The following is a 25,594-nucleotide window of genomic DNA, read 5'->3' as shown; positions in this document are numbered from 1 at the left end:
CCTTTCGCTAGCGGGACTTCAGGTCGGTGATGCGCCACTGCCCGTCCTGCTTCTCGGCGGTGACGGACAGCTGCGCGCCGACGCTCGCGGGGTCCTCGCCCCTGCGCTCGGTGACCTGGTCGAGGAGGACCAGCAAGGTGGCGTCGTCGCCGTCGAGGCGGACCACCCCGGCGCGTACGACGTGGGTCGTCAGCGTCAGCTCCTGGGCGACGACCCGCTGCTGGATCTGGCCGAAGAGCCGGCGGTACTGCTCGCGGGCGCGGCCGGCGAGGAGTTCGTCGGCGTCCCTGGCGGTGACGCCGGGGTCTTCCGGCGCGTACGAGAACACCTTGCTGAGGGCGTTGCTGACGTCGCCGGAGACGGCCGCGGTGGCGGAGGCGTCGGTCAGCGCGCGGTTGGCCAGCGCGTCGTCGCCGTTGAGCCGCGCGGCCTGGACGAGCAGGCCCGTACCGGCGAGGAGCAGCGCGGCCAGCAGCGCGACGCCGGCGACGCGCAGGCGGCGGCTTGCGGTCCCGCGGCGCGTACGCTCCGCGCCGCCGGACTCGGAGGGCTCGGCGGCTTCGGCGGACTCGCCGGTCGTGCCGGGCTCGGGTGGCCCGGCCGCCGGGTCCCCCTTCTGCCCCGGCTCCTCCGGCTCCCGCTGCTCCGCCCGCTCCGCCGGATCCTGCTCGCGTGCGGTGACGGCGGTCCCCGCCGTGCTGTCCCGGCTCATGTCCCGCTCCCCTCCACCGTGATCGCGGTGAGCGACGCGATCTTCCAGCCGTCCGCCGTCCGTTCGAGTCCCGCCTCGTACCGCTTGCGGTCCGTACGCGTCCCCTCCGCCCCGCCGCTGGTCTCCACCCGCAGCGTGGCCAGCGCCTTCGCGGTGCCCGCGCGCGTGTCCAGCTCGGTGACGGCGGCCTCCGTGACCGTCGCGCGGGCAGTGATACCGGCGCGCTCGAAGGCGTCGGCGCTTGCGGCCCGCGACCGGCGCAGGTCCTCGTGCAGCTGCCCGGTGGTGGCGTCCTGCCAGCGCGCCAGGCCCGCGTCGGGGTCGGCACCGTCGATGCTGTTGAGCGTCCCGATGTGCTCCTGGCCGGCGGCGAGCACGCGGTCGCGCTCGCGGGCGAAGTCCAGGTCGTCGCGGGTCGCGGCGTCCGCGTAGCGCCAGGCGGAGAAGCCGGCGAAGGCGAGGACCAGGGCGGCGGCGAGCGCGGCGAGGACCGTCCGCCGCTGCGGTACGCCCCGGAGCGGGGGCAGTCGGGTGCTCATCGCGCCTCCTTCAGGCCGAGCAGCCCGGCCATGTCGGTGGGTCCGTCGCCGGTCGCGGGCAGTCCGAGCGCGCCGGGCAGGGCGCCGGGTGCGGCGCGGGTGCCCGGCCGGTCGTCGGCGAGGCCGGAGCCCGGCTTGGCCGGAGCGGGTACGGCGCCGCCGCCCGGGGAGTGCGCGGAGCCGCGGACGTTGACGCCGCCGGCCGCCGGGGCGGTGCAGCGGGCGGCGGTGTTGAAGCCCGCCGGGCTGGTCCTGAGGCCGTTGCGGTACGCCGTGGAGCCGTACCCCTGGGTGCAGGGCAGCGGGTCGAAGAAGCTGAGGGCCAGGCCGAAGCGCGCCCCGTCGGAGGTGATGGCGGTGGAGCCGGCGGCGGCGACCTGCGGCAGCTGGACGAGCAGTTGCTCCAGGCCGTCCTGCCGGGTCACGGCGATCTCCGAGGTGGTCAGGAGGTTCGCGAGCAGGATGCTCAGGCTCGGGTCGAGGTCCCGCAGCAGGCCGGTGACCTGGCTCGCGGCGCCCGGCCCGGCCTCGACGACGCGGCGCAGGTCGCCGTCGGAGCGCTTGAGCTGCGCGGTCAGCTCCTCGGCGCCCTCCGCGAACTCCCGCAGCGCCTCGCCGGAGTCGTTCTGCGTGCGCAGCACCGTCTCGCCGTCGATCATGAGCCGGGTGCTGTACGGCAGTGCCTCGTCGGCGGCGCGGACGAACTCGCTGCCGGTGTCCAGGAGCCGCTGGAGGTTCTCGCCCTGGCCGGCGAGGGCGTCGCCGAGTTCGTCGACGACGGTGCGCAGCTCGCCGGTGTCGACGGAGGTGGCGAAGGAGTCGATGCTGGTGAGGAGGTTGGTGACGGGGGCGGGTGTCGCGGTGTGCTGGCGGCCGACGACGGCGCCGTCCGCGAGGTACGGGCCGGACCCGCCGGCGGGCTTGAGGTCGATGTACTGCTCGCCCACGGCCGAGTAGTTGGCGACGTCGGCGGACAGGTCGGTGGGGATCGGCGGCGCGGAGTCGCGGATCTGCAGTTCGGCCTCGACGCCCGTGTCGGTCAGCTCGATCGACCCGACGCGCCCGACGGACACCCCGCGGTAGGTGACCTCCGCGTGCGTGAACAGCCCGCCGGTCTCGGCGAGTTCGACGCGGACCGTGTAGTAGTCGCGCATGCCCACGTAGCGTCCGAGGTCGGCGTAGCGCACGCCGACGTACCCGATGACGAGCACCGCGACCACGGCGAACACGATGTTCTTGACGATGACGGACCTGGTGATCACGAGTTCTCACCCCCGGGTGACCGGCTGCCGGACGCCGGGGGCGACGCGGGCTCCGTACCGGCCGGGCTGTCCGTCGGCGACCCCGACGGCGTGCCGGCGCCGTCGGACGGGTCGCCGCCGGGCGTGCCGGACCCCGGATCCCGCGACGCCGTGTCGTCCGGCGCCGGGTCGCCGGTCGCCCCGGACGACGGCGGGGCGCCGCCGGGCGCCGTGGGCTCGACGGACGGCAGGGGCAGCGTCAGGGCGGTGCCCGCGGGGGCGCCGCCCGGGTCGCCGGAACCGGGGATCGGGTCCTCGGTCAGCGGCGGGATGATCTGCGTACCGGAAGGCGCGGTCACCGTGAGGTAGATGTTGAGGTAGTCGCCCTTGACGCCGCGCAGCACCTCGTCGGTGAAGGGGTACGTGAACAGCACCTCCAGCGACTGCGGCAGCGCGTCCCCGGCGTCGGCGAGGTTCTTCAGCACCCGGCCCAGCGCCTTGAGGTCGGCGACCATGTCCTCCTTGCTCGCGTCGATGGTCTCCACCGCGACGTCGGAGAGCCGTTCCAGCGAGCGCAGCATGGTGACCAGCGCGCCGCGCTGCTCCTCAAGCACCTTCATGCCGGGGCTGAGGTCGTCGAGGACGACGCCGATCTCGGTCTTGCGGGTGGCGAGCGTGGCGGACAGCCGGTTGACGCTGTCGAGCGCGTCGGTGATGCCGTCCTTGTTGTCGTCGAGGCTCTTCATCAGGGTGTCGACGCGCTTGAGCATGGAGCGGACCTGCGGCTCGTTGCCGTCGAGCGCGTCGTTCAGCTCCCGGCTGATGGTGCGCAGCTGCTCGATGCCGCCGCCGTTGAGGAGCATCGAGAGGGCGCCGAAGACCTCTTCGACCTCCGGGTTGCGGTTGGTGCGGGCGAGCGGGATGTCGGGCTCCGCGCCGGCCGGGGCCGCGGCCGCGGTCACGTCCCCGGGGGCGGTGCCGAGGCCGCCCGCGTCCTGCGCGTCGACCGGCTTCTTCGCGGGCGGGGCCAGGAGCTGGACGTACTTCTCGCCCAGCAGGCTCGACTGCTCGATCCGGGCGTACGCGCCGGCCGGCAGCCGCACGTCGCCGTTGACCTTCATGGTGACCATCGCGGTCCAGCCGTCGTCGGCGACCTCGATGTCGGTGACCCGGCCGACGGCCACGTCGTTGACCCGGACCGAGGACTGCGGCACGAGGCTCAGCACGTCCTCGAACTCGGCGGTGACCTCGTACGGGTGGCTCCCGAGGTCGGCGCCGCCGGGCAGCGGCAGGTCCTGGATGCCGGTGAACTCGACATCGGCACTCTGGTAGACCTCCATCACCACGAAGGGGGAGGCGAGGACGAGTGCGGCGGTCGCGATCCCGGCGACCGTCTTGAGGTGCCGGTTCATCGGCCGCCTCCCTGCTCGGGCGTGCCGTAGACGTCGCCGACCGCGGGCAGCGGCAGCGCGGGCAGCTCCGCGCGGCGCTCGGCGGGCGCCGGTACGAGCCCTTCGCGGCCGGTGGCGCCGCCGGTGTTCGCCAGGCCGGCGTCCGGTGGGCCGCCCATGCTCAGTTCGTTGAGGTTGCCGCGGCCGTCGATGGTGCGCTTGCCGGGGTTGTAGGCGCGCAGCAGGTTGTCGGTGGCCAGCGGAGCGGCGTCCAGTGCCTCGGCGAGTGAGGCCCGGTTGTCCACGAGGATGCGGGTCAGCGAGGCGAGCTTGTCGACGTTGGTCCTGAGCCGGCCGCGGTTGTCCTTGATGAACCCCTGCACCTTGCCGAGGGCTTGGCCCAGTTCCTTCAGCGCCGCGGCCAGTTCGTCCTTGTCCTCGGCGAGGAAGGTGCCGACGTCGGCGAGCTGCCGCTCGGCGTCGCGCACCTGCCGGTCGTTCTTCTTCAGCATGGTGGTGAAGGACTGCAGGTTCTCGATCGTGCCGAAGAGGTCGCCGCTGCGGCCGGAGAGCGTCTGCGTCGCGTCGCCGAACCGGTCGATGCTGTCGCCGATCTCCTTGCCGTTGCCCTCCAGGTTGCGGGCGCCGGTTTCGAGCAGCTCGCTCAGCTCCCCCTGGGCGTTGGCGCCGTCGGGGCCGAGGGCGTCGCTGAGGTCGGTGAGGGAGGCGTACAGCTCGTCGATCTCCACCGGGGTCGCGGTGCGTTCGACGGGGATCTCGTCGCCGTCGGCGAGTTCGGGGCCGCCCGTGTAGGCGGGGCTGAGCTGCACGTAGCGGCCGGAGACGACGCTCGGCGCGATGACCGCGGCCTGGACGTCCGCGGGTGCCCGGACGCCGTCGTCGAGGGTCAATCCGACGCGCACCCGGTCCCCTTCGGGCTCGACGGAGTCCACGGTGCCGACCCTGACGCCCAGGATCTTGAGGTCCGAGCCCTCGTACAGGCCGACTCCGGAGTCGAAGTAGGCGGTCACCGCCTTGCCTTCGGGGCCGGTGAGCGCCCGTACGCCCCAGGTGCCCGCGGCCACCAGCACCGCCGCGGCGACCAGCAGCGCGACCGGTCTGCGGGGCCGCAGCCTGCCGGCGGCCGCGCGGGCGCGCCGGGCGGCCGCTCTTCCTGGCAGTGCCATCATCGGCTCCCCTCCGGCTTGGGCGGCTTGCAGCCGGCGGCCGGCACGACGTCCGGCGCGTAGTCCTTGGGCACCAGGCCGCACAGGTAGCTGTCGAACCAGCGCCCGCTGCCGAGGGTGTTGCCGACGAGCCGGTAGTACGGGCCGGCCGTGGCCAGCGCCTTGTCGAGGTTCTTCTCGTTGTCCTGGAGCACGTCGGTGACCCGGTCGAGGGCGTCGAGCGTGGGGCCGATCTGCGCCTCGTTGTCGTCCACCAGCCCGTCCAGCTCCTTCGCCAGGTCGCGGGTGCCGGTGAAGAGGGCGTGGATCGCGTCGCGCCGGGCGCGTACCTCGGCGAGCAGATCGTTGCCGTCCTCCAGCAGCGTCTCGAAGGTGTCGTTCTGGTTCTTCAGCGTCTTGGTGATCTCGTTGCTGCCGGACAGCAGCCGGGCCAGCTCGGCGTCCCGGGAGGAGATGGTCTCGGAGAGGTCCGCCAGCCCGTTCGCCGCCTTGCGCACGTTCGGCGGGGTGTCCTCGAAGGTCTCCGAGATCACCTCGAAGCTGTCCGCGAGGGCGTCGGTGTCCAGTTCCCCGACGGTGGACGACAGGTCCTGGAACGCCTGGGTGACGTCGTACGGGGCGGTGGTGCGGTCGACCGGGATGGGCTGGTCGGCGTCCTGCCGGGCGTCGCCCAGCGGATCCACGGCCAGGTACTTCTCGCCGAGGAGCGTCTCGATGGCGATGGCGGCGGTGGACCGGTCGCCGATCCAGGCGTCGCGCACCGTGAAGTCGACGGCGACCTTCGCCCCGTCGAGGCCGACGCCGTCCACCTCGCCCACCTTCACGCCCGCGACCCGCACCTCGTCGCCGGGGCGCAGCCCGGCGGCCTCGGAGAAGTGGGCCGTGTAGGCGGTGCCGCCGCCGGCGCCGGGCAGTGCGTCGGCGCGGTAGGCGGCGAGCCCGCCGAGGGCGAGGACCAGCAGCCCCACCAGCGCCACGGCGACGGGGTTGCGTTCGCGTACGGGTTTCAGCGCGGGCAGTCTCATCGCTCGCACCTCGGCTGGGTCACGGAGATCCCGGTCGGCGGCTCGCTGCCGTCGGACGTGCTCACGCCCGTCACCTGCGCCTCGCAGAGGTAGAGGTTGAACCACGAGCCGTACGAGGCGAGCCGCCCCAGCGTGGCCATCTTGACCGGCGTCCGCTCCAGGAACTCCTCCACCAGCGGCGTGTTGTCCGCCAGCCGTTCGGCGACGCGGCCGACCTGGTGGATGTCGTCCTTCAGCGGGGCGCGGCCGTCGCGTACGAGGTCGGCGGTGCTGGCCGTCAGGTCGCCCATGGCGTCGACGGCGCGGAAGAGCGGCTTGCGGTCGTCGGCGAAGCCGGAGACCAGGTCCTGGAGGGTGACCAGCAGGTCGTTGAACTCCTTCTCGCGGGTGTTCACGGTCTCCACCACCTCGGTGAGGTTGTCGATGACCTCGCCGATCACCTGGTCCTTCGCGGCCAGCGTGCTGGTCAGCGAGCCGACGGTCTCGACGAGGCTGTCGACCGTCCCGCCCTGGCCCTGGAGGACCTGGACGATCTCGTTCGCGAGCTTGTTGGTGTCCTGCGGCGACAGCCCCTGGAACAGCGGCTGGAAGCCGTTGAACAGCTCGGTGAGGTCGAGCGCGGGCCGGGTGCGCTCCAGCGGGATCGTGCCGCCGGGCGGCAGCGAGCGGCCCACCGGGCCCTCGCCCTGCTCCAGGTCGATGTAGCGCTGGCCGACCATGTTGAGGTACTTGACCGACGCGTTGACGGAGGCGGGCAGCTCACGCCCCTCCCGTACGGTGAACTCCACCCGCGCGTGCCGCCGCCCGCTCAGCTCGATGGACTCGACCTCGCCGACCTTCACGCCCGCGACCCGCACGCTGTCGCCCTCGACGAGGCCGGTGACGTCGGTGAAGCGGGCGCTGTAGCCGTCGGTGGGGCCGACGCCGGTGTTGGCGATGGAGAAGGCGAGCGCGGTGGTCGCCAGTGCGGTGACCGCGACGAAGACGAGGGACTTGACCAGGGGCCCCGCGATGCTTCTTCTGTTCACTTCAGCCGCACCTCCGTGCCGCGGAAGACGGGTCCGGCGAGCACGCTCGACCAGTCGGGCAGGTCGGTGGGCGGGCTCTCCATGCCGGCCGCGAGGAGTTCGTTGACAAGCTGGTTCTCCGCGGGGGAGTTGGGCAGCCCGAGGGCCGTCTCGTCGGTGGCGACGTCGGTGGCGAGTCCGGTGGCGAGCGTCTTCGCGGACTGCGGCCGGCCGGCCGCGCCGCCGGTCCTGGACGGCGCGCCGGTATAGGGGACGCCGTAGCACTGCGGGCCGCCGCCGGCGTCGAAGCGGGGGGTGTCCCGGCCGGGTACGTACTTGCCGCGGGCGGGCAGCACCTCGACGTCGGCGTGCAGTCCCGGCTTCCCGGTGCCCTTGCCGAGCGCCTTGTCCATGACGGGCACGAAGTCGGCGAGGGTACGCAGCGTGCAGGGGAACGCCGGCGCGTACTCGGCGAGCTTCTCCACCGTGGGCCGGCCGTCCGCGGAGAGCTGGATGATGTTCTCCTGGTTCTGCTCCAGGAAGGTGTCCAGGTCCTGCGACGTGGTCGTCAGCGTGCCGTAGAGGCCGCCCAGGTCCTCGGCCTTCTCGGCGATGGTGCTGCTCGTCGTGGTCGCGTCCTGGAGCGCTTTGATCAGGTCGGGGACGGTGTCCGCGTAGAGGTGGCCGAACTCGACCAGCTCGCGGATGTCGCGGTTGAGCGTCGGCAGGTGCGGATTGAGCTTCCGCAGGTGGTCGTCGAGTTCGACGAGGGTGTCGCCGAGCTTCTTGCCGCGGCCGTCGAGCGCGTCGGCCATGGCGGTGAGGGTGGCGGAGAGCTTCGACGGCTTCACGGCGGTCAGCAGCGGCATCACGTTGTCGAGCACCTGCTCCAGCTCGATGGCGTTCTCGCTGCGGTCCTGCGGGATGACGCCGCCCGCCGCCAGCGTCTCGCCCGCCGTGCCCCCGTCCGCGGGCGGCACGAGGGCGATGTACCGCTCGCCGAACAGCGTGGTGGGCAGCATCTGAGCGGACACGTCCGCCGGGATGCGGTCGAGCTGGCCGGGCTTGAGGGCGAGCGTCAGCCGGGCGCTCTCGCCGCCTTTCTCCGCGGAGATCTCCCGCACCTCGCCGACGACGACGCCGCGCATCTTCACCTCGGCGTACGGGTGCATCTCGTTGCCGACGCTGCCGGTCTCGACCGTGACGGTCGCGGTGTCGGTGAACTCCTTGTTGTAGACGGCGACGGACAGCCACCCCAGCAGCGCCATCACGAGCAGGAACACCAGCCCCGCCAGCCTGCGTCTCGTCGTCTGCAGCGCGTCGCTCATCCGGACACCTTCACCGTGGTCGTCGTGCCCCAGATCGCCAGGCTGAGGAAGAAGTCGGTGACCGCGATGAGCACGATCGCGGTACGCACCGAGCGCCCCACGGCGACGCCGACGCCGGCGGGGCCGCCGGTGGCGCGGAAGCCGTAGTAGCAGTGCGCGAGGATCACCATCACGCTGAAGATCAGCACTTTCATGAACGACAGGAGCACGTCGGTCGGGGAGAGGAAGAGGTTGAAGTAGTGGTCGTACGTGCCGGCGGCCTGGTCGTTGTAGAACACCGTCACGGCGCGCGAGGCGAGGTAGGAGCTGAGCAGCCCGATGCCGTAGAGCGGGATGATCGCCACGACCCCGGCGATGATGCGGGTGGTGACGAGGTACGGCATGGAGCGCACGCCCATGCCCTCCAGCGCGTCCACCTCCTCGTTGATCCGCATCGCGCCGAGCTGGGCGGTGAAGCCGGCGCCGACGGTGGCGGACAGGGCGAGGCCGGCGACGAGCGGGGCGATCTCGCGGGTGTTGAAGTACGCGGAGACGAAGCCGGTGAAGGCGGCGGTGCCGATCTGGTTGAGGGCCGCGTAGCCCTGGAGGCCGACGACCGTGCCGGTGAACAGGGTCATCGCGAACATCACGCCGATGGTGCCGCCGATGACGCCGAGGCCGCCGCTGCCGAAGGCGACCTCGGCGAGCAGCCGCTGCACCTCCTTGAGGTAGCGGCGGGCGGCCCGCGGGGTCCACAGCAGGGCGCGTACGTAGAAGATGAGCTGGTCGCCGGCCTGGTCGAGCCAGGAGAGCGGGCGGTCGAGGAGCCGGCCGGGACGCAGCCGCCGGGGGGGCCGCTCGTGCTCCCCCGCCGTGCCGTCCTTCTGGACCAGGGCCATCGCTCAGCCTCCCTTCGGGGGGACGACCTGCAGATAGATCGACGTCAGGATGGTGTTGACGAAGAACAGCAGCAGGAAGGTGATGACGACGGACTGGTTGACCGCGTCGCCGACGCCCTTGGGGCCGCCGCGCGGGTTGAGGCCGCGGTAGGCGGCGACGATGCCGGCGATGAACCCGAAGATCAGCGCCTTGATCTCGCTGATGTAGAGGTCGGGGAGCTGCGCGAGGGCGGAGAAGCTGGCGAGGTACGCGCCGGGGGTGCCGCCCTGGAGGATGACGTTGAAGAAGTAGCCGCCGAGCGTGCCGACGACCGAGACCAGCCCGTTGAGCAGCACCGCGACGCCCATCGTGGCCAGCACCCTGGGCACCACGAGCCGCTGGACGGGCGAGACGCCCATGACCTCCATCGCGTCCAGCTCCTCGCGGATCTTCCGCGAGCCGAGGTCGGCGCAGATCGCCGAGCCGCCGGCGCCGGAGATCAGCAGGGCCACGATGAGCGGTGACGCCTGCTGGATGACCGCGAGGACGCTGGCGCCGCCGGTGAAGGACTGGGCGCCGAACTGCTGGGTGAGCGAGCCGACCTGGAGGGCGATCACCGCGCCGAAGGGGATCGACACCAGGGCCGCGGGCAGGATCGTCACGCTGGCGATGAACCAGAACTGCTCGACGAACTCGCGCAGCTGGAACGGCCGCTTGAAGGACAGCCGGGCCACCGACAGCGCCAGCGCGAACAGCTTCCCAGTCTCGCGCAGCGCCCCGGCGCCGGGTACGGACCAGCCCGGGGGCGGCTCCTTCGGTACGGCGGCGGCCGGCTCCTCGCCGGGGTCCGGGTCCGGCGGGTCCGGCGGATGCGGTACGGGCGGCAGGGTCGTCGTCACGGCCGCTCCTCCGGGGGCGCGGGCATGGTCAGCGTCTTCGCGTGGGCGACCGAGCCGCCGATGCCGGCGAGGATGGCCTGGCGGGCGGCGGTCGGCAGCTGCGTCAGCATGCCGAGCACCCGCTCGCGGTGCCGGTCCACCGCCTGCCGCGGCGGCATCCCGGGCGACGGCTCCAGCTGCGGCACGATCTCGCGCGGGCCGGCCGCCGAGGCGGCGGCGTCGAAGCCCTCGGCGGCGAGCGTCGCCGCGTCCTTCTCCTCCGACATGCCGATGGGGCCGAGCCGGCTGCCGCTGAGGAACTGGGAGACCACCGGCTCCTGGCTGGTGAGCAGCACCTCGCGGGGCCCGAAGGTGACGAGGTTGCGGCGGAAGAGCATCCCGATGTTGTCGGGGACGGTGGAGGCGATGTCGATGTTGTGCGTGACGATCAGCATCGTCGCGTCGATCTGCGCGTTGACGTCGATGAGCAGCTGCGAGATGAACGCCGTACGGACCGGGTCCAGGCCGGAGTCCGGCTCGTCGCACAGCACGATCTCCGGGTCGAGGACGAGCGCACGGGCCAGCCCCGCCCGCTTGCGCATGCCGCCGGATATCTCGCCCGGGAGCTTGCCCTCGGCCCCGCCGAGGCCGACCAGGTCCATCCGCTCCATGACGACGCGGCGGATCTCGGACTCCTTCTTGCGGGTGTGCTCGCGCAGAGGGAACGCGACGTTGTCGAAGAGGCTCATCGAGCCGAAGAGCGCGCCGTCCTGGAACATCAGCCCGAACTTCTTACGGGCCTCGAAGACGTCGCGCTCGCGGTCGTTCACCATGTCGACGCCGTCGACGAGCACGTGGCCCTCCTCGGGCTTGAGCAGCCCGATGAGCGACTTCAGGAACACGGTCTTGCCGGTACCGGACGGGCCCAGCATCACGCTGACCTCGCCGGCCGGCAGCGTCAGCGTGACGTCGCGCCAGATGTTCTGCCGGCCGAAGGACTTCGTCAGGCCGTCGACGACCACTTCGATTCCCATCACAGCCCCCTGGCGGGTGTGCGGCGCCGGCCGTGTACAGCGCGGCCGGTCCCGTCAACTCCGGTGCGGGCACAGCACAGCACAGCCGGCGCCGGCGGGCGCCGGTCGCAGACGACGACTGGCAACGGGTGACAATCCCGGGCGGCGGCCTTGTCTCCGAGTGAGCAAAGAGCACCGCGGGACCGGGTGGTGCGCGACGCGTGTTCTGCCGGGCACATGCGTGCATCACTCCATGAGGGGTCCTGCAGCAGCCGGTGCGGCCTCTGCGCCTGTGGGATCCGCGCTGCGGCGGACACGACTTCTGCGGTGCGGCCTTGCTGGGGGACGGGCTGCACGAGCACCTGCGGGGGGAGACGCTACGCACGGGTAACCGGCGAATCAATAGCCGCGGCAGGGAAAGTCCCTACCTCCTTACCGGCGGGTATTTTCTTGTCGCCCGCTGAGCAATCGGGCACACCGCTTTATCAACGGATGACAAGACCGCCGCGCAGGCCGCCGACACTCACCCGGCAACACATCTCCCGGCCCGAATTCTCATCTCCTGACAACGTGCCCGCATATTCGGAGATCTCAGGACCCGACTCATTGCCAGCCTTATTACTGGCGCGTAGCATTCCCACGCCGACAGTCGGCAGTAACCAACCCGGGCTCCCCCACACGACATTGAGGAGATTCTCGATGGCCAGACGGTTGACTCTATCGAGAGGGCAGCGGAATCTGAGCCGCGCGGTACTGGCGCTGCTCGCCGCGGCGGGCTTCACCGTCGCCACCACCGGTCCGGCGAGCGCCGCGCCCGTCCGGCTCGACTACCCGCTGACCGGCACGACGCATCTCGCGGGCACCGACTCGGACCTCGAACTGGGCCCGGGAAAGCTGGAGACCACCGTGGATCTGTCCACGGGCGCGCTCACCGCCAACACCAAGCTCCCGCCGGCCACCGGCTCCTTCAAGACGCTCGACCTGATCCCGGCGACGGCGACTACGGAGTTCATCGAGACCGAGCCCACGACCGGCACCATCAGCAACGCGACGGGCGAGGTCAACACGGTTTCGAAGCTGACGCTGCGGATCACCGAGCTGAAGGTCGCCGGGCTGCCGATCTGGGTGGGCAGCCACTGCCAGACCGAGGTGCCCGCCGAGATAGCCCTCAAGTCCGAGCCGGGATTCAACCCGCTCAAGGGCGGCACGCTCAGCGGCACGTACACGATTCCCGACTTCGAGCACTGCCTGCTCGCCACTCCCGTGATCAACGCGATCATCCCGGGTGAGGGGAACACCATCAGCTTGGATCTCGGCGCCGCGCAGGCACCGCCGGGCTGACACCCGGTCACGAGGGCCCGCCCGGATTCCTTCGCGGGGAGGAACCCGGGCGGGTTTCCGTACTCAGCCGTGGGCGGGCAGTTCGGGGACGTCCGGCGAACACGGAATCGTGCACAGCCTCGACTGGTTCAGCTCGACATAGTTTCCGGGACCGGAAAGAGCCGAGGTGAAGATGGGGTCGAGGTCCTCGCCGCCGGTACCGCAACCGGTGAACGGCGGCACCGTGACCAGGCTTCTCAACGTGCCACCGGTGAATACCTGGTACTCCGGGTACTTCCCCTTGAGCACAACGTCTATGGGCGTGCTCGTCCTGCAGTCGCCACCCACATCGAGGGGCACGCCGTTCACCTTCACGTCGTGGACCCTGAGAGACTGGTAGAAGCCTGCGGTGGTCTCGTTGGTCTCGATCCCGCCGAACTGTTCGGTGACAATCGTCATGGGCCCGTTCGTGAACTCGACCTTCGCCGAAACCGGCACGAACCCGTAGGCGAGGAAAGTCGCCTCGGCGTCGGGGAGGGTGAACTCTGCGACGTTGCGCGTGCCTCTGTAGATGTTCCCGGGGCCGTAAACCATCTGCTTGTTCAGCAGGACGCGCACGCTGTCGAGCGTCGGCGCGTGCGGATCGTTGACGATGAGCGCGCCGTTCAGTTTCCTGGAGTTCACCATGCCGACCGCAGCCGTGCATGTGTAGACGCCCGGCAGTTCGATGATCCTGGAGCCCTCCGGGGGTTCGATCAGCCGGTCGGGGTCCAGTTCCGCCGTCGGCCGCTGGTCCGGCGGGCACGGCTTGACCACACCGGTTTCGACGGGCTCGTCTCCGGGCGCCGTTTCCACGCCGGCGCCCCCACTCCCCGGCTCGGTGCCCGTGGCCCCCGGAGTGCCCTGCCCGGTGCCGCCGTTGTCGCCGCCGCCGTCCCCGCCGCCCGGTGTGCCGGACCCGTCCGGGCCGGCGACCGTCGCCAGGGTGGCGTCCTGGCCGTCGGCGACGGCGCAGGTGAGGGTCGCCGCGGCCGGATCTCCCGGGACGGTCGGATCGGCCGGCGGGGACGCCGGATCTGCCGGCGGCGTGGAAGTGTCGCCCGGCGCCGGGGGGTTGCCCTGGAGTTCCAGCGTCAACGGGCCGAGGGTGAAGACCACGTCGCCGGAGCCGCCGGGTGTCGCCGACGACATCCCGCCGGAGAACGACACGGCGGCCGTACCGTCCGCCGCCACCTGGGCCGGCTCGCCGGTCGCGCCGGTCCACGGGTAGTCGGCGGACTCCCGCTCCTGGGCCACGCTCATGGCGACCGACGCGGACCCGGCGACGGTGGCACCCTCCTCGACCGGCAGCCCGTCCAGCAGCCCGCCGCCCAGCGTCGCCGACATCGTCAGGTCGCCGGGGCGGATGGCCTCGCCGGAGGCCACGGACGCCGGGAAGGAACCCGTGAACTCGACCGTGGTGTCGACGGCTCCGCCGTCGGCCGGCTCGCACACGTAGCCGACGGAGACCGAGACGGTCCCCTCCTGGGCCGCCGCGCCGGAGGCCGGGAGCAGTCCTGCGACGAGCACACCGAGAGCGATCACGGTGAGCCGCCCGGTACGTGGACTCATCGAACTCCTTCTGACGTGTAGGTGAGCGCCGTGTACCCGGGCCGGCAGGCCGTTGGGCGGGAACGCCGGGGGCCCGGACCGCTGCCGACCGGGAACTCGGGTCGGCTGCGGCCCGGGCCGGCAGGCCGGGCGTCAGTCCAACGTGATGGTCTGCGCCGGCGAGACATCGTAGGTGCCGGTGAACGCGGCGGGGTCGCCGTCGTTGATGATGCCCAGGCAGTTCGCGTCGTGGGCGGTGAGGTTGCCGTCCTGGATCACGAGCTCGCTGGTCGCGTTGTCGAAGTACCCGGTGACCTCGCCCTCGTCGGTGGCGCCGCCGGGGCCGGCGAACGTCGCCGTGCAGAGGCCGTCCTGGTCCGCGATCTTCGCGACGATCCCCGTGATCGACCCCAGCACCCGGTCGGGGTTGTTCGGGTCGACGCCGGTGACGTTCAGGTCCCAGGGCAGCGAGACCGACGTGTCGACGTCGAACAGGAGCCCGGCCACGGAGCAGTTCGTGAACGTCAGGTTGTCGATGGTGCCGATGCCGACACCGTCCAGCCCCGACCCGCTCTTGAGCGTCCCGGAGGCGTCCGAGTCGGTACAGACGAGGACGGCGTTGGGCACGCCCAGCTGCGTGTCTCCGGAATGGGCCGTGAACGGCCCGCCCGGAGAGACCGTCCAGGTCGCCTGCGCGGTCGCGGAGGCCGAGCTGACGGTGAAGCCGACGGCCGCCATGAGGGCGGTTGCTGCGACTGCGGCGCTTCTCGTGAGTCTTCGCACTGCGATTCCCCTCGTGAGTTGAAGTGACGGTTCTGCGCCGCTGCGCCGCCCGCTTCCCGGGAACGGACGGGGCGCGGCAAATCGAAACCGTGGAGCGATCCGGGCCTGGCATGCAGGCCGCAAAGGATGCCCCGACCAGCGCCTTGCAGGTGGGTACGTTACGTACGAGTAACAAGCGAACGCAATACCTTGGCTCCCGAATCGGGGAACTTTGTTGAGGCGGTGTGTTTTCTTGTCAGTCACGCAGCATCCCGCCGCCGGGGTTTGTCGCCGAGTGCGCAATCGCGGGCGTTCCCCTCCCGCCCGGCCGCCACGCCCCGCATGCTGGTCCGCGGCCCGCGTGCACCGCCGGCCGGCCCGCAGGGGAGTCCGGCCGACCGGCGCTCCGTGACGGGTGGGAGGAGTCATGCAGATGCCGGACGCAGGACCCGCCGCGGGACTCGCCGAGCCGCCCGATCCGCTGCCGCCGGAGTTCGCCGCGATCATGCGGCCGGAACTGCCCAGCCTCGTCGAGGAAATAGCGCAGGAGATCAGGAGGGCCATCCCGGAATACAGCCAATTGCTGGAGGGCCCGTACGGGGAGGTATTGCAGCAGGGCGTCGAGCAGAATCTCTCCACTTTCGTCGAGCAGGTGGCGGACCCGGAATCCTCGACGGAGCACTGGGACGACATGTGCAGAAGGCTGGGCAGGTTCGAGGCGTACGAGGGCCGCAGCTTCCAGTACCTGCGCTCGGCGCTGCGCATCGGCGCGCGGGTGGCACTGCGCCGCGCCAAGTCGGTGGGCGCCCGCTACAACATGTCCCCCACGCTGATGGCGATGTTCGCCGACGCCGTCTTCGCCCACGTCGACGCGACCGAGGAGCTGTGCCGCGAGGGCTACCGGGAGGCGCAGTCGGGGCCCGAGGACGCCGAGGCGCGCCGGCGGCGGCTCCTGCGGCTGCTGCTCACGGGCGGCACGCTGCCGCTGGCCCACCCGGCCGTCACCGAACTCGCCGAGGGCGTCGGCTGGCCGCTGCCGGAGGTGGCGACGCCCGTGGCGCTGGCCGCGGGGCAGCTCCCGGCCCCGGAGGCGCTCCCTCCCGACGTGCTCGCGGAACTCTCCGACCCGCAGCCGCACATGCTGGTACCGGGGCGCCTCACCGGGCTGCGCCGGACCGTACTCGACACGGCACTGGCGGGCTGCCGCGCGGCCGTCGGCGTGACCGTGCCGCTCGGCAGGTCCGCGGACTCCCTGCGCTGGGCCCGGCAGGCGCTCGTGCACGCCGAGACCGGGGTCATCAGGGACGCACCGGTGTTCGCCTGCGAGGCCCATCTGGTGACCCTGTGGCTCATGGCCGACCCGCCGCTGGCCGAGGAGCTTGCCCGCCGGCAGCTCGCGCCGCTCGCCGACCACACGCCGGCCCGCCGGGAGCGCCTGGTCGACACGTTGCGGGTGTGGCTGACGACCCGCGGCACGGCGGCGCGGATGGCCCGGTTGCTGCACGTCCACCCGCAGACCGTGCGCTACCGGCTGCGCAGCCTCCACCAGCTCTTCGGCGTGCGACTGGACGACCACGACGAGCGCTTCGCGGTGGAGGTCGCCGTACGCACCCTGCATCTGCGGCGGCGCGACGACGACGGCGACTGAGGGCTGCCCGGGGTCAGTCGGCCGGTTCCGTCAGCCAGTCGCCCTTGAGCATCACCGTGCGGCCGGGGAACTCGTGGAACCCGTTCCATACCTGGATGCGCTGCGGCCGCAGGCGGATGTAGACGTTGCCCGGCCGCTCCCGCGGATCGTGGGAGACGGCCGCGAAGCGGTCGGCGACGTCCGTGGCGACCCGGGGAACCGGCACGAGGTCGTCGAGGGCGGCGTCGACCATCACCACGTCGGCCGTGGTGCCGACCGCCAGGCGCGCTCGTCCGGTCTCGCGGAGGTTCCGCACCGTTCTGCTGCCCTCGCCGGTTGCGGTGACGAGGGCATCGCCGTCGGCGACGAACGCCACCGGAATCAGATGCGGCCCCGCGTGCCCGCCCGTCGACAGCCACATCTGGAAGTCCTGCGCCAGCCGCAGGCGCGCGGCAGCGACGCGTTCGGCATGGGGACGGGGCATGTCGGCACTCACGGGTCCACCTCCAGGGGCGAGTTCGCGCCTACCGTAAGCCCAGGCGAACCGTAAGTCAAAACTTACCATTGAGGGGAACTATCACCGGCGTACAAAAGATGCGTACAAGCGCTTGCCGGGTGAGTAGTGGCGCGTCCACTCTGTGTGGGCTACAACGTTCCTTCCGGTAACAGAGTCGAGCCACGCGCAACACCGCGGTCACCGGTGCGCTGCCGGGCACCCGCGGTTCTTCATCCGAACAGTGAGCCGCCGGCACCCCCCTACCGGAGGGCACCTGCCCCGCCCACCCCCCACCGGGTCGGTGTCCCCTGCCTCGCCGGCGGCGTGAGGGGTAGACGTATGCCTTCCGAAGTGCAGGCGATCGCACTGGCCGAGCCGCCCGAGCCGCTGCCGCGGGAGCTGGCCGCGCTGATCCGGCCCGAGTTACCGAGCCTCTACCGGGAGATCGTCGCGGCCATCCGCGAAGCGGTGCCCGAGTACGGGCTCCAGATGGGCGAGGCGTACGACCGGGCCCTCAGGCTCGGCGTCCGGCAGTCGCTGAACACCTTCACCGACCGCGTCGCCGCGCCCCGCAAGCGGGCCGTCAACCTCGCCGAAGTACACCGAAGACTCGGCCGGTTCGAGGCCCAGGAGGGCCGCAGCCTCGACGCGCTGCAGTCGGCGTACCGCATCGGCGGCCGGATCGCGTGGCGGCGCGCGATGGCCGTGGGCGAGCGCAACCACCTCGCCTCGCAGGTCATGAACACCTTCGCCGACGCCCTCTTCGCCTACATCGACGAGCTGTCGCAGCTCGCCAGGGAGGGCTATCTGCAGGCGGAGGCCGACTCGGCGGAGCGGCTGAAGAGCCTGCGCAGGCGGCTGCTGCGGACGCTGGTCGCCGAGCCGCCCGTGCCGCGCCACACCATCGAGGACATCGCCGCACAGGCCCGCTGGCAGTTACCGGAGGAGGTGACGCCGGCCGCGCTGGTGCCGGCGGAGCGGCTCGCGTCGCTGACCGCGCTGCCCGACGACGTGCTCGCGGACACCGCGGGCGCACACCCGTACCTGCTGATCCCCGGCCCCTTCGACGACGAGCGCCGCGAGCAACTCGACGTCGCGCTCGGCCCGGCGGGCGTGGCCGTGGGCCTGACCGTGCCGCTGCACAGGACCGCGGACTCGCTGCGCTGGGCGCGGCAGGCCCTCGACATGGTCGAGTCGGGCGCGATCCGCGCACCCTCCCCGGTACGGGTCGAGGACCACCTGCTCACCCTGTGGCTGCTGACCGACCCCGCCCTCGTCGAGCAGATGGCCGGCCGCCAGCTGGAGCCGCTGGCCGCCGTGACGACCGGCCGGCGCGAACGGCTCGTGGAGACGCTGCGGGTCTGGCTGACCACCCGCGGCACCGCGGGCCGCATCGCCGAGCAACTGCACGTCCACCCGCAGACCGTGCGCTACCGGATGCGGACGCTCGGCCAGCACTTCGGCTCCCAGCTCTCCGAGCCCGACCGGCGCTTCGCGCTGGAGGCGACGCTGCGCGCGCTGTGGCTGCGCGACCAGGCGGACCTGCCGTCGACGGGCCCGATCACGGGCCGTACGGGACACGCGGGGCGCGAGGGACGCGAGGGACGCTCCGGCCAGGGCGAGCCGCAGGGCTGACGGCAGGCAACCGGCGGGACCGGGCGGGGCGGCGGGGGTCGCCGCGCTCAGTCGGCCTTGGGGATGTCGAACATGCTCGTCAGCTTCAGCGCAAGCGCCACGTCGCCGGTGACCTTCAGCTTCCGCGTCATGAACAACTTGACGGGCCCCGCGTTCCCGGACGTGACGTTCAGGAACTCCTCGTCGCCCATGTCCAGGGTCACCCGCGGCTTCGCCTCGCCCCGCCCCTCCCGCACGGCGCAGGTGCCGCCCGAGACGGTCACGTCGTACACCGCCTCGGTCACGCCGGCGATCCGCCAGCGGATGACCGCCTCCAGCTCCCCGGCCCTGTCCGGCCGGAACTGCTGCTCCATCCGCCGGAAGACCTCCCCGACGACCCTGGCGCGCAGCGCCTCGTCCCGGGCCAGCTCCCCGATCTCCCGCGAGGACAGCCCCTTGACGATGCGCGCGTACTCCTCGGGAGACACCGCGGCGAAGTCCAGGTCCCCGAGACCCGGCGTGTCCTCGGCCATCTGCACACCCCAACTTTCTTACCGAACAGTAGACTTACTGGGTAGTTAAATATAGGAGGCGGCAGAGTACGCTCGCAACTGTGACCGAAAAGCGCAGGCGGCGACTCCCCCGGCAGGTACGCGAGCAGCAGATCATCGACGTGGCCGTCCAGGTCTTCTCCAAGCGTGGCTACCACGCGGCTTCCGTGGACGAGATCGCCGAACTGGCCGGAATCTCCAAGCCGATGGTGTATCTCTACCTGGAGTCGAAGGAGGGCCTCTTCATCGCCTGCCTGCGGCGCGAGGCGGAGCGGCTGGTGGCCGCGTTCCACGGGGCGGCGGCCGAGGGGGAGCTCACGCCCGAGCTGCGGCTGCGGGCGGGGCTGCGGGCGTTCTTCTCGTTCGTCTCCGAGCACCGCGACGGGTGGGTCGTGCTGCACCGGCACGCCGCGGAGCTGAGCGCGGCCATCGCCGCCGAGTCGGCGCAGGCGCGGCGGGCGGTGATGGCGGAGGTCACCGCGCTGGTACGGACCGGGATCGAGGAGAACGACGGGCCGGCCCGGCTCGGGGACGAGGACGCCGAGTTCGTCGCGCACGCCATCGTGGGCGCGGCGGACGCGCTGACGGACTGGATGGCCGACCACCCCGCCGAGTCGCCCGAGGGCATGACGCGGCGGCTGATGAACATGGTCTGGGTGGGCATGCGCAACGTGCTCGGCGGCGAAACCTGGACACCGCCACCGCCGACACCGCCGCCGGACACGTCACCCGGCAAGGGATGAGACCGCGCCGCGCAGGTGCGTGCGGGCGCCGTCCGCGCCGCGTACGTCGAACACCCAGCCGTCCGCCGCGGCTTCGGCCCGCTGCGCGCGGAAGCGCACCGCCGCCGGCAGCAGCACCGGCGCACGGAACGCCACGTCCACCGCGTATGCCCCGGGGAGTCCGTCCGCCAGCGCCGCCAGGCAGCGCGCCTTGGTCCACATCCCGTGCGCGATCGCGCGCCGGAAGCCGAACACGCGGGCGGCCAGCGGGTGCAGGTGGATGGGGTTGCGGTCGCCGGAGGCCGCGCCGTACGAGCGGCCCAGCGAGCCCGGCAGGCGCCAGCTCTCCTCCCGCTCCGCGGCGGTGACGTCCGGCACCCCGGGTTCGCGGTCGGCCGCCTCGCCGCCGCCCGGGCCGCGGCTCAGGTACGTGCTCGTCGAGCGCCACACCGTCTCGCCGCGCAGCCGCGCCTGGGCGGTGACCGGGAACGCGGTGCCCTTCGGGTGCGGCCGCGGGCGGCCCGTCGCGACGGCGTACGTCAGCCGCTCGCCGGCCCCGACGGGGCGCAGGTGCTCGACCCGGTTGGCGAGGTGGACGAGGCCGAGCAGCGGGAAGGGGAAGTCGCGTTCCGCCATGAGGGACATGGCGAGCGGGAAGGCCACGACGTGCGGGTACGTGGCCGGGAGCCGGCCGTCGTCGGGGAAGCCGCAGACGGCGGCGTAGCGGCGCAGCCTGGCCGGGTCGGGGCGTACGTCGGGGAGGACCAGGCGGCGCTGGGGAACGTAGGGCAGCCCGGCGACCGCTCCGACTTCCGCCCCGGTCCCGGCCTGCGCCGAGGTCCCGGGAGCTTCCGCGGCGCCGGTCTCCGCCCCGTGCGCCCGCCTCCGGCGCTTCGGCACCACCGCCCGCCCGTACAGCGGCAGCAGCCGGGGCGCTCTCCTCAACTCCCGTGTCTCCACCTCATGCCCCCAGCAGGGCCTGGCCGCACACCCGCAGCACCTGTCCCGTCACGGCCCCGCTGCCCGGCGCCGCCAGGTACGCCACCGCCTCCGCCACGTCGACCGGCAGGCCGCCCTGCTTCAGGCTGTTCATGCGCCGGCCCGCCTCGCGGATCACCAGCGGGACCGTCGCCGTCATCCGGGTCTCGATGAACCCGGGCGCGACCGCGTTGACCGTCACACCGCGTCCGGCCGCCGCCGGGGCCGTGGCCGTCGCCCGGACGTAGCCGATGAGCCCCGCCTTGCTCGCGGCGTAGTTGGTCTGGCCGACGTTGCCCGCGATGCCGGAGATCGAGGAGGTGCACACGATCCGGCCGTCCGCGCGCAGCAGGCCGTCGCCGAGGAGGCGGGCGGTGAGGGTCTCGACGGCGGTGAGGTTGACGCCGACGACCGCGTCCCACTGGTCGGCGCTCATCCGCCCCAGCGTCTTGTCGCGGGTGATGCCCGCGTTGTGCACGACGACGTCGACTCCCGCGTGGTGTTCGTCCAGGTACGCGGCGAGCCGGTCCCCCGCGTCCGCCGAAGTGATGTCCAGCTCCAGCGCCCCGCCGCCGGACCGGGCCGCCACCGCCGCCAGCTCCGCGCGCTGCGCGGCGACGTCCAGGCACACCACCCGCGCCCCGTCCCGGTGCAGCGTCTCGGCCACCACCGCGCCGATCCCCCGCGACGCCCCCGTGACCATCGCCGTCCTCCCCGCGAGCGGCCGCTCCCAGTCCGCGGTCCGCGGCACCGGCGCCGTACCGGTGATACGCAGCGCCTGCCCCGAGACGTACGCCGAGCGCGCCGACAGCGCGAAGCGCAGCGTCGACTCCACCCCGCCCTCGGCGCCCGGCGCGACGAGCAGCAGATGCGCAGTCGAGCCGTTCCGCAGTTCCTTGCCCACCGACCTGGTGAACCCCTCCAGCGCCCGCTGCGCCACCGCCTCCCCCGTCCCGGCGGCGTCCTCCGGCGGGGTGCCGACGACCACGACGCGCCCGCAGGGGGCGAGTTCGCGCATCCGGGGGTGGAGGAAGTCGTAGAGCGCGCGCAGCCCGGCGGAGGAGTCGATGCCGGTGGCGTCGAAGACCAGCGCCCCGGCCCGTACGGACGGCTCGGCCGCCGCCCCGGCCGCGTCCGCCGGCACCGTCTCCGCGCCTACCGCGTCCAGCAGTTCGCGCAGGGTCTTGTGCAGCCGCCCGCCCGGCGCGCCGCCGAGCACGACGGGCCCGCGTGCCACGGGCTGCCCCGGCCGGTACCGCTCCAGGCGCGCGGGCCGCGGGAGACCGAGCCTCTTGGCGACGACGGCCCCGGCTCCGCGGCTCGTGAATTTCTGGTAGCGATCGGCCATTGGCAATCTCCTTACGGCTGAGTAAGTTTACTGCGGAGTAAGGAGCGTAGGGACGGGGCCCCCGGCGCACAAGGAGCCGCGGGCCGGCGAGGGAGGGAGCGCGGCGATGACGACACCGGCGAGGACGGGCGGGCGTACGGACGGCGGCCCGCGGCGCGTCGCGATCGTCGGCGGCAACCGGCTCCCTTTCGCCCGCGCCGACGGCGCGTACGCCACCGCGTCCAACCAGGAGATGCTCTCCGCCGCCCTCGACGGCCTGGTCGAGCGGTACGGGCTGCGCGGCGCGCTGCTCGACGAGTTCGTCGCCGGCGCCGTGCTCAAGCACAGCCGCGACTTCAACCTCGCCCGCGAGGTCGTCCTCGGCAGCAGGCTCGACCACCGCACCCCCGCCTACGACATCCAGCAGGCGTGCGGCACCGGGTTGCAGGCGGTGCTCCTCGTCGCCAACAAGATCGCGCTCGGCCAGATCGACGCGGGCGTCGCCGGCGGCGTCGACACCGCCAGCGACGCGCCCCTCGGCCTCAACGACGGCCTGCGCCGCGTGCTGCTCCACGCCCGGCGGCAGAAGTCCGCCGGCCGGCGCGCCGCCGCCCTCGCCGGGCTCCGCCCGCGGCACGTCGTACCCGACATCCCGCGCAACGCCGAGCCGCGCACCGGGCTGTCCATGGGCGAGCACGCCGCGCTCACCGCCCGCGAACGGCGGGTGCCGCGCGCCGCGCAGGACGAGCTGGCCGCCACCAGCCACCGCCGGCTGGCCGCCGCGTACGACGCGGGCTTCTTCGCCGACCTGCTCACGCCCTTCCGCGGGCTGGACCGCGACGAGAACCTGCGCCCGGACTCGACGCCCGGCAAACTGGCCCGGCTGAAACCGGTGTTCGGCACCGCGGACCCGGACGCCACCATGACCGCCGGCAACTCCACCCCGCTGACCGACGGCGCGGCCACCGTGCTGCTGGCGAGCGAGGAGTGGGCCGCGGAGCGCGGGCTGCCGGTGCTGGCGTACCTCACGCACGCGCGCACCGGCGCGGTCGACTTCGTGGCAGGACCGGACGGGCTGCTGATGGCGCCCGCGTACGTCGTGCCCAGGCTGCTGGCCGACGCCGGGCTGGGCCTGGCGGACCTCGACCTGTACGAGATCCACGAGGCGTTCGCCTCCCAGGTCCTCGCCACGCTCGCCGCCTGGGAGGACCCGGTGTTCTGCAAGGAGCGCCTCGGCCTCGACGGGCCGCTGGGCACCCTCGACCGGCAGCGGCTGAACGTCGCCGGCTCCTCCCTCGCCGCCGGGCACCCCTTCGCCGCGACCGGCGGGCGGATCGTCGCGACGCTGGCGAAGCTGCTGCACGAGCGGGCGGCGGCGCGCGCGGCCGGCGACGACGCGCCCGTACGGGGGCTGATCTCCATCTGCGCCGCCGGCGGCCAGGGCGTCACGGCGCTGCTCGAAGCCTGAACCTCCGCTACCCGAAGGAGAGAGCGTGAGCGTACGCAAGGACCTCAAGGCCGCGCGGAAGCGCTCGGATCTCGCCGAGCGCGCCCCCGTCGACGTACGCACCGACGGCGGCGTCGTCCGCGAAGCCGCCGTCCCCTGGCTCGCCGCGCCGCCCCCCGCCCGCGGCAGCGCCGTCGCCGACATCCCCTACACCAACGCCGCCGAGGACCCCGGCGCCACGGTCATCCGCCGCAAGGAGGGCGGCCGATGGGTGCCGGTCACGGCCGGCGCGTTCGCCGACGAGGTGACGGCGGTGGCCAAGGGCCTGGTCGCCGCCGGGCTCGAACCCGGCGGGCGGGTCGCGATCATGTCCCGTACGCGCTACGAGTGGTGCGTGCTGGACTTCGCCGTCTGGGCGGCAGGCGGCCAGTCCGTCCCCGTGTACGCGACCTCCTCCGCCGACCAGGTCGAGTGGATCCTGCGCGACTCCGGCACCCGCTTCGTCGTCGCCGAGAGCGCCGCCAACGAGGAGACCGTGCGCACCGCCTCCGGCCAGGCACGCGTCTGGCAGCTCGACGCCGGCTGCCTCGACGAGCTGAAGGCCCTCGGCCGGGACGTACCCGACCAGGAGATCGCCAAGCGCCGCGCCGCCCTCACCCCCGACACCATCGCCACCCTCTGCTACACCTCCGGCACCACCGGCCGGCCCAAGGGCTGCGTCCTCACCCACGGCAACCTGCACGCCGAGGCCGCCAACAGCGTCGAACTACTGCACCCCATCTTCAAGGAGGTCACCGGGCAGACCGCCTCGACGCTCCTCTTCCTGCCGCTCGCCCACATCCTCGGCCGGGCCATCCAGATCGCCTGCCTGTCGGCGCGCATCGAGATCGGCCACTGGCCGTCGATCAAACCCGACGAGCTGCGGCCGGAGTTCAAGGTCTTCAGGCCGACGTTCCTCGTCGGCGTCCCGTACCTCTTCGAGAAGATCCACCACACCGGCCGGGAGATGGCGGAGAAGCTCGGCCGCGGCTCGTCGTTCGACCGCGCCGACCGCATCGCGGTGCGCTTCGGCGAGGCCCACCTGAACAGGTTCCTCGGCACCGGCAAGGGCCCCGGGCTCCGGCTGACCCTGGCGTGGGGCCTGTACGACCTGCTGGTCTACCGGCGCATCCGCAAGGAGCTGGGCGGCCGGCTCAACTACGCCATCAGCGGCGCCTCCCCGCTCGACCGCGACCTCAACCTGTTCTTCTACGCCGCGGGCATCGTCATCTACGAGGGCTACGGCCTCACCGAGACCACCGCCGCCGCCACCATCAGCCCGCCGCTGCGCCCCCGCCCCGGCACGGTGGGGCGGCCGCTGCCGGGCACGGCGGTCCGCATCGCCGACGACGGGGAGGTGCTGATCAAGGGCGGCATCGTCTTCGGCGAGTACTGGCGGAACCCGGAGGCGACCGAGGAGGTGCTGGCGGACGACTGGTTCGCGACCGGCGACCTCGGGGCGCTGGACGAGGACGGCTACCTCACGATCACCGGCCGGAAGAAGGACCTCCTCATCACCACCGGCGGCAAGAACGTCTCGCCCGCGGTGCTGGAGGACCGGCTGCGCAGCCGGCCGCCGGTGGGGCAGGTGCTGGTCGTGGGCGACAAGCGGGCGTACGTGGCGGCGCTGGTGACGCTGGAGCCGGAGGCTATGACGCACTGGCTGGCGGTACGCAAGCGCGCGCGGGACACGCCGCTCGCGGAGCTGGTGGACGACCCGGAGCTGCGGGCGGACGTGCAGCGGGCGGTGGACCACGCGAACGAGGCGGTGTCGCGGGCGGAGTCGATCCGCCGGTTCGTGATCGTGGACGGGGAGTTCACGGAGGAGAACGGGATGCTGACGCCGTCGCTGAAGGTGAAGCGGCACGCGGTGGAGGCGGCGTACGCGCAGGAGATCGAGGGCCTGTACGAGAGTTGAGCGCGGGTCCGGGCGTCGGCGGTG

General features: G+C 72.6%; 23 protein-coding genes. 6 read left to right on the top strand and 17 right to left on the bottom strand.

The window, feature by feature from the left end; all coding sequences use genetic code 11:
- Positions 1–7 precede the first annotated feature (7 nt).
- From LG396_RS27140 to LG396_RS27090, 11 genes are read right to left on the bottom strand one after another with little or no spacing between them, the layout of a single operon-like run.
- Positions 8–712 (bottom strand): nuclear transport factor 2 family protein, encoded by a 705-nt coding sequence (locus LG396_RS27140; RefSeq protein ID WP_225796775.1) that lies wholly within the window; start codon positions 710–712, stop codon positions 8–10.
- Positions 709–1,251: a hypothetical protein gene (locus tag LG396_RS27135; protein WP_225796774.1), complete on the bottom strand. Its 543-nt coding sequence runs from the start codon at positions 1,249–1,251 to the stop codon at positions 709–711. The genes LG396_RS27140 and LG396_RS27135 overlap by 4 nt, the downstream gene beginning before the upstream one ends.
- A complete protein-coding gene (locus LG396_RS27130) occupies positions 1,248–2,513 on the bottom strand; it encodes an MCE family protein (RefSeq protein ID WP_225796773.1) in 1,266 nt (421 codons plus the stop codon). The genes LG396_RS27135 and LG396_RS27130 overlap by 4 nt, the downstream gene beginning before the upstream one ends.
- Positions 2,510–3,904, bottom strand: a complete 1,395-nt coding sequence (locus LG396_RS27125) for an MlaD family protein (RefSeq protein ID WP_225796772.1) — start codon at positions 3,902–3,904, stop codon at positions 2,510–2,512. The genes LG396_RS27130 and LG396_RS27125 overlap by 4 nt, the downstream gene beginning before the upstream one ends.
- On the bottom strand, positions 3,901–5,070 hold the full coding sequence (locus LG396_RS27120) for an MCE family protein (RefSeq protein WP_225796771.1): 1,170 nt from the start codon (positions 5,068–5,070) through the stop codon (positions 3,901–3,903). The genes LG396_RS27125 and LG396_RS27120 overlap by 4 nt, the downstream gene beginning before the upstream one ends.
- Positions 5,070–6,095 (bottom strand): MCE family protein, encoded by a 1,026-nt coding sequence (locus tag LG396_RS27115; protein ID WP_225796770.1) that lies wholly within the window; start codon positions 6,093–6,095, stop codon positions 5,070–5,072. The genes LG396_RS27120 and LG396_RS27115 overlap by 1 nt, the downstream gene beginning before the upstream one ends.
- The gene (locus LG396_RS27110) at positions 6,092–7,123 is read right to left on the bottom strand and encodes an MCE family protein (protein WP_037745673.1); all 1,032 of its coding nucleotides are present in this window, start codon (positions 7,121–7,123) and stop codon (positions 6,092–6,094) included. Before LG396_RS27110 ends, LG396_RS27115 begins: the two co-directional genes overlap by 4 nt.
- A complete protein-coding gene (locus LG396_RS27105) occupies positions 7,120–8,430 on the bottom strand; it encodes an MCE family protein (protein ID WP_225796769.1) in 1,311 nt (436 codons plus the stop codon). The genes LG396_RS27110 and LG396_RS27105 overlap by 4 nt, the downstream gene beginning before the upstream one ends.
- Complete coding sequence (locus LG396_RS27100) at positions 8,427–9,308, bottom strand: MlaE family ABC transporter permease (RefSeq protein WP_225796768.1); 882 nt, start codon at positions 9,306–9,308, stop codon at positions 8,427–8,429. Before LG396_RS27100 ends, LG396_RS27105 begins: the two co-directional genes overlap by 4 nt.
- Before the next feature lie 3 nt (positions 9,309–9,311).
- On the bottom strand, positions 9,312–10,187 hold the full coding sequence (locus LG396_RS27095; protein WP_225796767.1) for an MlaE family ABC transporter permease: 876 nt from the start codon (positions 10,185–10,187) through the stop codon (positions 9,312–9,314).
- Positions 10,184–11,200, bottom strand: coding sequence for an ABC transporter ATP-binding protein (locus tag LG396_RS27090; RefSeq protein ID WP_026276549.1), 1,017 nt, complete (start codon positions 11,198–11,200; stop codon positions 10,184–10,186). Before LG396_RS27090 ends, LG396_RS27095 begins: the two co-directional genes overlap by 4 nt.
- Positions 11,201–11,878: 678 nt before the next feature.
- Between LG396_RS27090 and LG396_RS27085 the strand changes: the two genes are divergently transcribed.
- Positions 11,879–12,520: a hypothetical protein gene (locus LG396_RS27085; RefSeq protein WP_225796766.1), complete on the top strand. Its 642-nt coding sequence runs from the start codon at positions 11,879–11,881 to the stop codon at positions 12,518–12,520.
- Between the two features lie 63 nt (positions 12,521–12,583).
- Here the strand turns inward: LG396_RS27085 and LG396_RS27080 are convergent, their stop codons facing one another.
- Both LG396_RS27080 and LG396_RS27075 read right to left on the bottom strand, forming a co-directional pair.
- The gene (locus LG396_RS27080; RefSeq protein WP_225796846.1) at positions 12,584–14,110 is read right to left on the bottom strand and encodes a DUF6801 domain-containing protein; all 1,527 of its coding nucleotides are present in this window, start codon (positions 14,108–14,110) and stop codon (positions 12,584–12,586) included.
- A 132-nt stretch (positions 14,111–14,242) separates the two neighbouring features.
- Positions 14,243–14,827: a hypothetical protein gene (locus tag LG396_RS27075; RefSeq protein ID WP_018841799.1), complete on the bottom strand. Its 585-nt coding sequence runs from the start codon at positions 14,825–14,827 to the stop codon at positions 14,243–14,245.
- Positions 14,828–15,284: 457 nt separating this feature from the next.
- Here LG396_RS27075 and LG396_RS27070 point away from each other — a divergent pair, with 457 nt between their 5' ends.
- Entirely contained in the window at positions 15,285–16,499 is a 1,215-nt protein-coding gene (locus tag LG396_RS27070; RefSeq protein WP_225796765.1) for a PucR family transcriptional regulator, read from the top strand.
- Between the two features lie 13 nt (positions 16,500–16,512).
- Here LG396_RS27070 and LG396_RS27065 read toward each other — a convergent pair whose 3' ends face one another.
- Positions 16,513–16,974, bottom strand: a complete 462-nt coding sequence (locus tag LG396_RS27065) for a pyridoxamine 5'-phosphate oxidase family protein (protein WP_225796764.1) — start codon at positions 16,972–16,974, stop codon at positions 16,513–16,515.
- Between the two features lie 339 nt (positions 16,975–17,313).
- On the opposite strand from LG396_RS27065, the gene LG396_RS27060 reads away from it, so the two are divergent.
- Positions 17,314–18,609, top strand: coding sequence for a PucR family transcriptional regulator (locus LG396_RS27060; RefSeq protein WP_225796763.1), 1,296 nt, complete (start codon positions 17,314–17,316; stop codon positions 18,607–18,609).
- Between the two features lie 47 nt (positions 18,610–18,656).
- On the opposite strand, the gene LG396_RS27055 is transcribed toward LG396_RS27060, so the two are convergent.
- Positions 18,657–19,121, bottom strand: coding sequence for an SCP2 sterol-binding domain-containing protein (locus tag LG396_RS27055; protein WP_037745908.1), 465 nt, complete (start codon positions 19,119–19,121; stop codon positions 18,657–18,659).
- Positions 19,122–19,201: 80 nt separating this feature from the next.
- Between LG396_RS27055 and LG396_RS27050 the strand changes: the two genes are divergently transcribed.
- Complete coding sequence (locus LG396_RS27050; protein ID WP_225796762.1) at positions 19,202–19,882, top strand: TetR/AcrR family transcriptional regulator; 681 nt, start codon at positions 19,202–19,204, stop codon at positions 19,880–19,882.
- Here the strand turns inward: LG396_RS27050 and LG396_RS27045 are convergent.
- Together LG396_RS27045 and LG396_RS27040 are read right to left on the bottom strand one after the other, a co-directional pair.
- Complete coding sequence (locus LG396_RS27045; protein ID WP_225796761.1) at positions 19,865–20,806, bottom strand: MaoC family dehydratase; 942 nt, start codon at positions 20,804–20,806, stop codon at positions 19,865–19,867. The genes LG396_RS27050 and LG396_RS27045 overlap by 18 nt on opposite strands.
- Before the next feature lie 16 nt (positions 20,807–20,822).
- Entirely contained in the window at positions 20,823–22,187 is a 1,365-nt protein-coding gene (locus tag LG396_RS27040) for a 3-oxoacyl-ACP reductase (protein ID WP_225796760.1), read from the bottom strand.
- 106 nt (positions 22,188–22,293) lie between these two features.
- On the opposite strand from LG396_RS27040, the gene LG396_RS27035 reads away from it, so the two are divergent.
- Complete coding sequence (locus tag LG396_RS27035) at positions 22,294–23,634, top strand: acetyl-CoA C-acetyltransferase (protein WP_100299604.1); 1,341 nt, start codon at positions 22,294–22,296, stop codon at positions 23,632–23,634.
- 25 nt (positions 23,635–23,659) lie between these two features.
- Complete coding sequence (locus LG396_RS27030) at positions 23,660–25,570, top strand: AMP-dependent synthetase/ligase (protein ID WP_225796759.1); 1,911 nt, start codon at positions 23,660–23,662, stop codon at positions 25,568–25,570.
- Positions 25,571–25,594: the final 24 nt, after the last annotated feature.

Source organism: Streptomyces aculeolatus (genome assembly GCF_020400605.1).
Taxonomy (GTDB): domain Bacteria; phylum Actinomycetota; class Actinomycetes; order Streptomycetales; family Streptomycetaceae; genus Streptomyces; species Streptomyces aculeolatus.
This window is presented reverse-complemented; position numbering and strand designations above follow the sequence as displayed.

Coding starts and splice junctions, on each gene's coding strand:
- LG396_RS27140 (WP_225796775.1), bottom strand. CDS start 712: ATGAGCCGGGACAGCACGGCGGGGACCGCCGTCACCGCACGCGAGCAG.
- LG396_RS27135 (WP_225796774.1), bottom strand. CDS start 1,251: ATGAGCACCCGACTGCCCCCGCTCCGGGGCGTACCGCAGCGGCGGACG.
- LG396_RS27125 (WP_225796772.1), bottom strand. CDS start 3,904: ATGAACCGGCACCTCAAGACGGTCGCCGGGATCGCGACCGCCGCACTC.
- LG396_RS27120 (WP_225796771.1), bottom strand. CDS start 5,070: ATGGCACTGCCAGGAAGAGCGGCCGCCCGGCGCGCCCGCGCGGCCGCC.
- LG396_RS27115 (WP_225796770.1), bottom strand. CDS start 6,095: ATGAGACTGCCCGCGCTGAAACCCGTACGCGAACGCAACCCCGTCGCC.
- LG396_RS27105 (WP_225796769.1), bottom strand. CDS start 8,430: ATGAGCGACGCGCTGCAGACGACGAGACGCAGGCTGGCGGGGCTGGTG.
- LG396_RS27100 (WP_225796768.1), bottom strand. CDS start 9,308: ATGGCCCTGGTCCAGAAGGACGGCACGGCGGGGGAGCACGAGCGGCCC.
- LG396_RS27090 (WP_026276549.1), bottom strand. CDS start 11,200: ATGGGAATCGAAGTGGTCGTCGACGGCCTGACGAAGTCCTTCGGCCGG.
- LG396_RS27085 (WP_225796766.1), top strand. CDS start 11,879: ATGGCCAGACGGTTGACTCTATCGAGAGGGCAGCGGAATCTGAGCCGC.
- LG396_RS27080 (WP_225796846.1), bottom strand. CDS start 14,110: ATGAGTCCACGTACCGGGCGGCTCACCGTGATCGCTCTCGGTGTGCTC.
- LG396_RS27075 (WP_018841799.1), bottom strand. CDS start 14,827: ATGGCGGCCGTCGGCTTCACCGTCAGCTCGGCCTCCGCGACCGCGCAG.
- LG396_RS27070 (WP_225796765.1), top strand. CDS start 15,285: ATGCCGGACGCAGGACCCGCCGCGGGACTCGCCGAGCCGCCCGATCCG.
- LG396_RS27060 (WP_225796763.1), top strand. CDS start 17,314: ATGCCTTCCGAAGTGCAGGCGATCGCACTGGCCGAGCCGCCCGAGCCG.
- LG396_RS27055 (WP_037745908.1), bottom strand. CDS start 19,121: ATGGCCGAGGACACGCCGGGTCTCGGGGACCTGGACTTCGCCGCGGTG.
- LG396_RS27040 (WP_225796760.1), bottom strand. CDS start 22,187: ATGGCCGATCGCTACCAGAAATTCACGAGCCGCGGAGCCGGGGCCGTC.
- LG396_RS27035 (WP_100299604.1), top strand. CDS start 22,294: ATGACGACACCGGCGAGGACGGGCGGGCGTACGGACGGCGGCCCGCGG.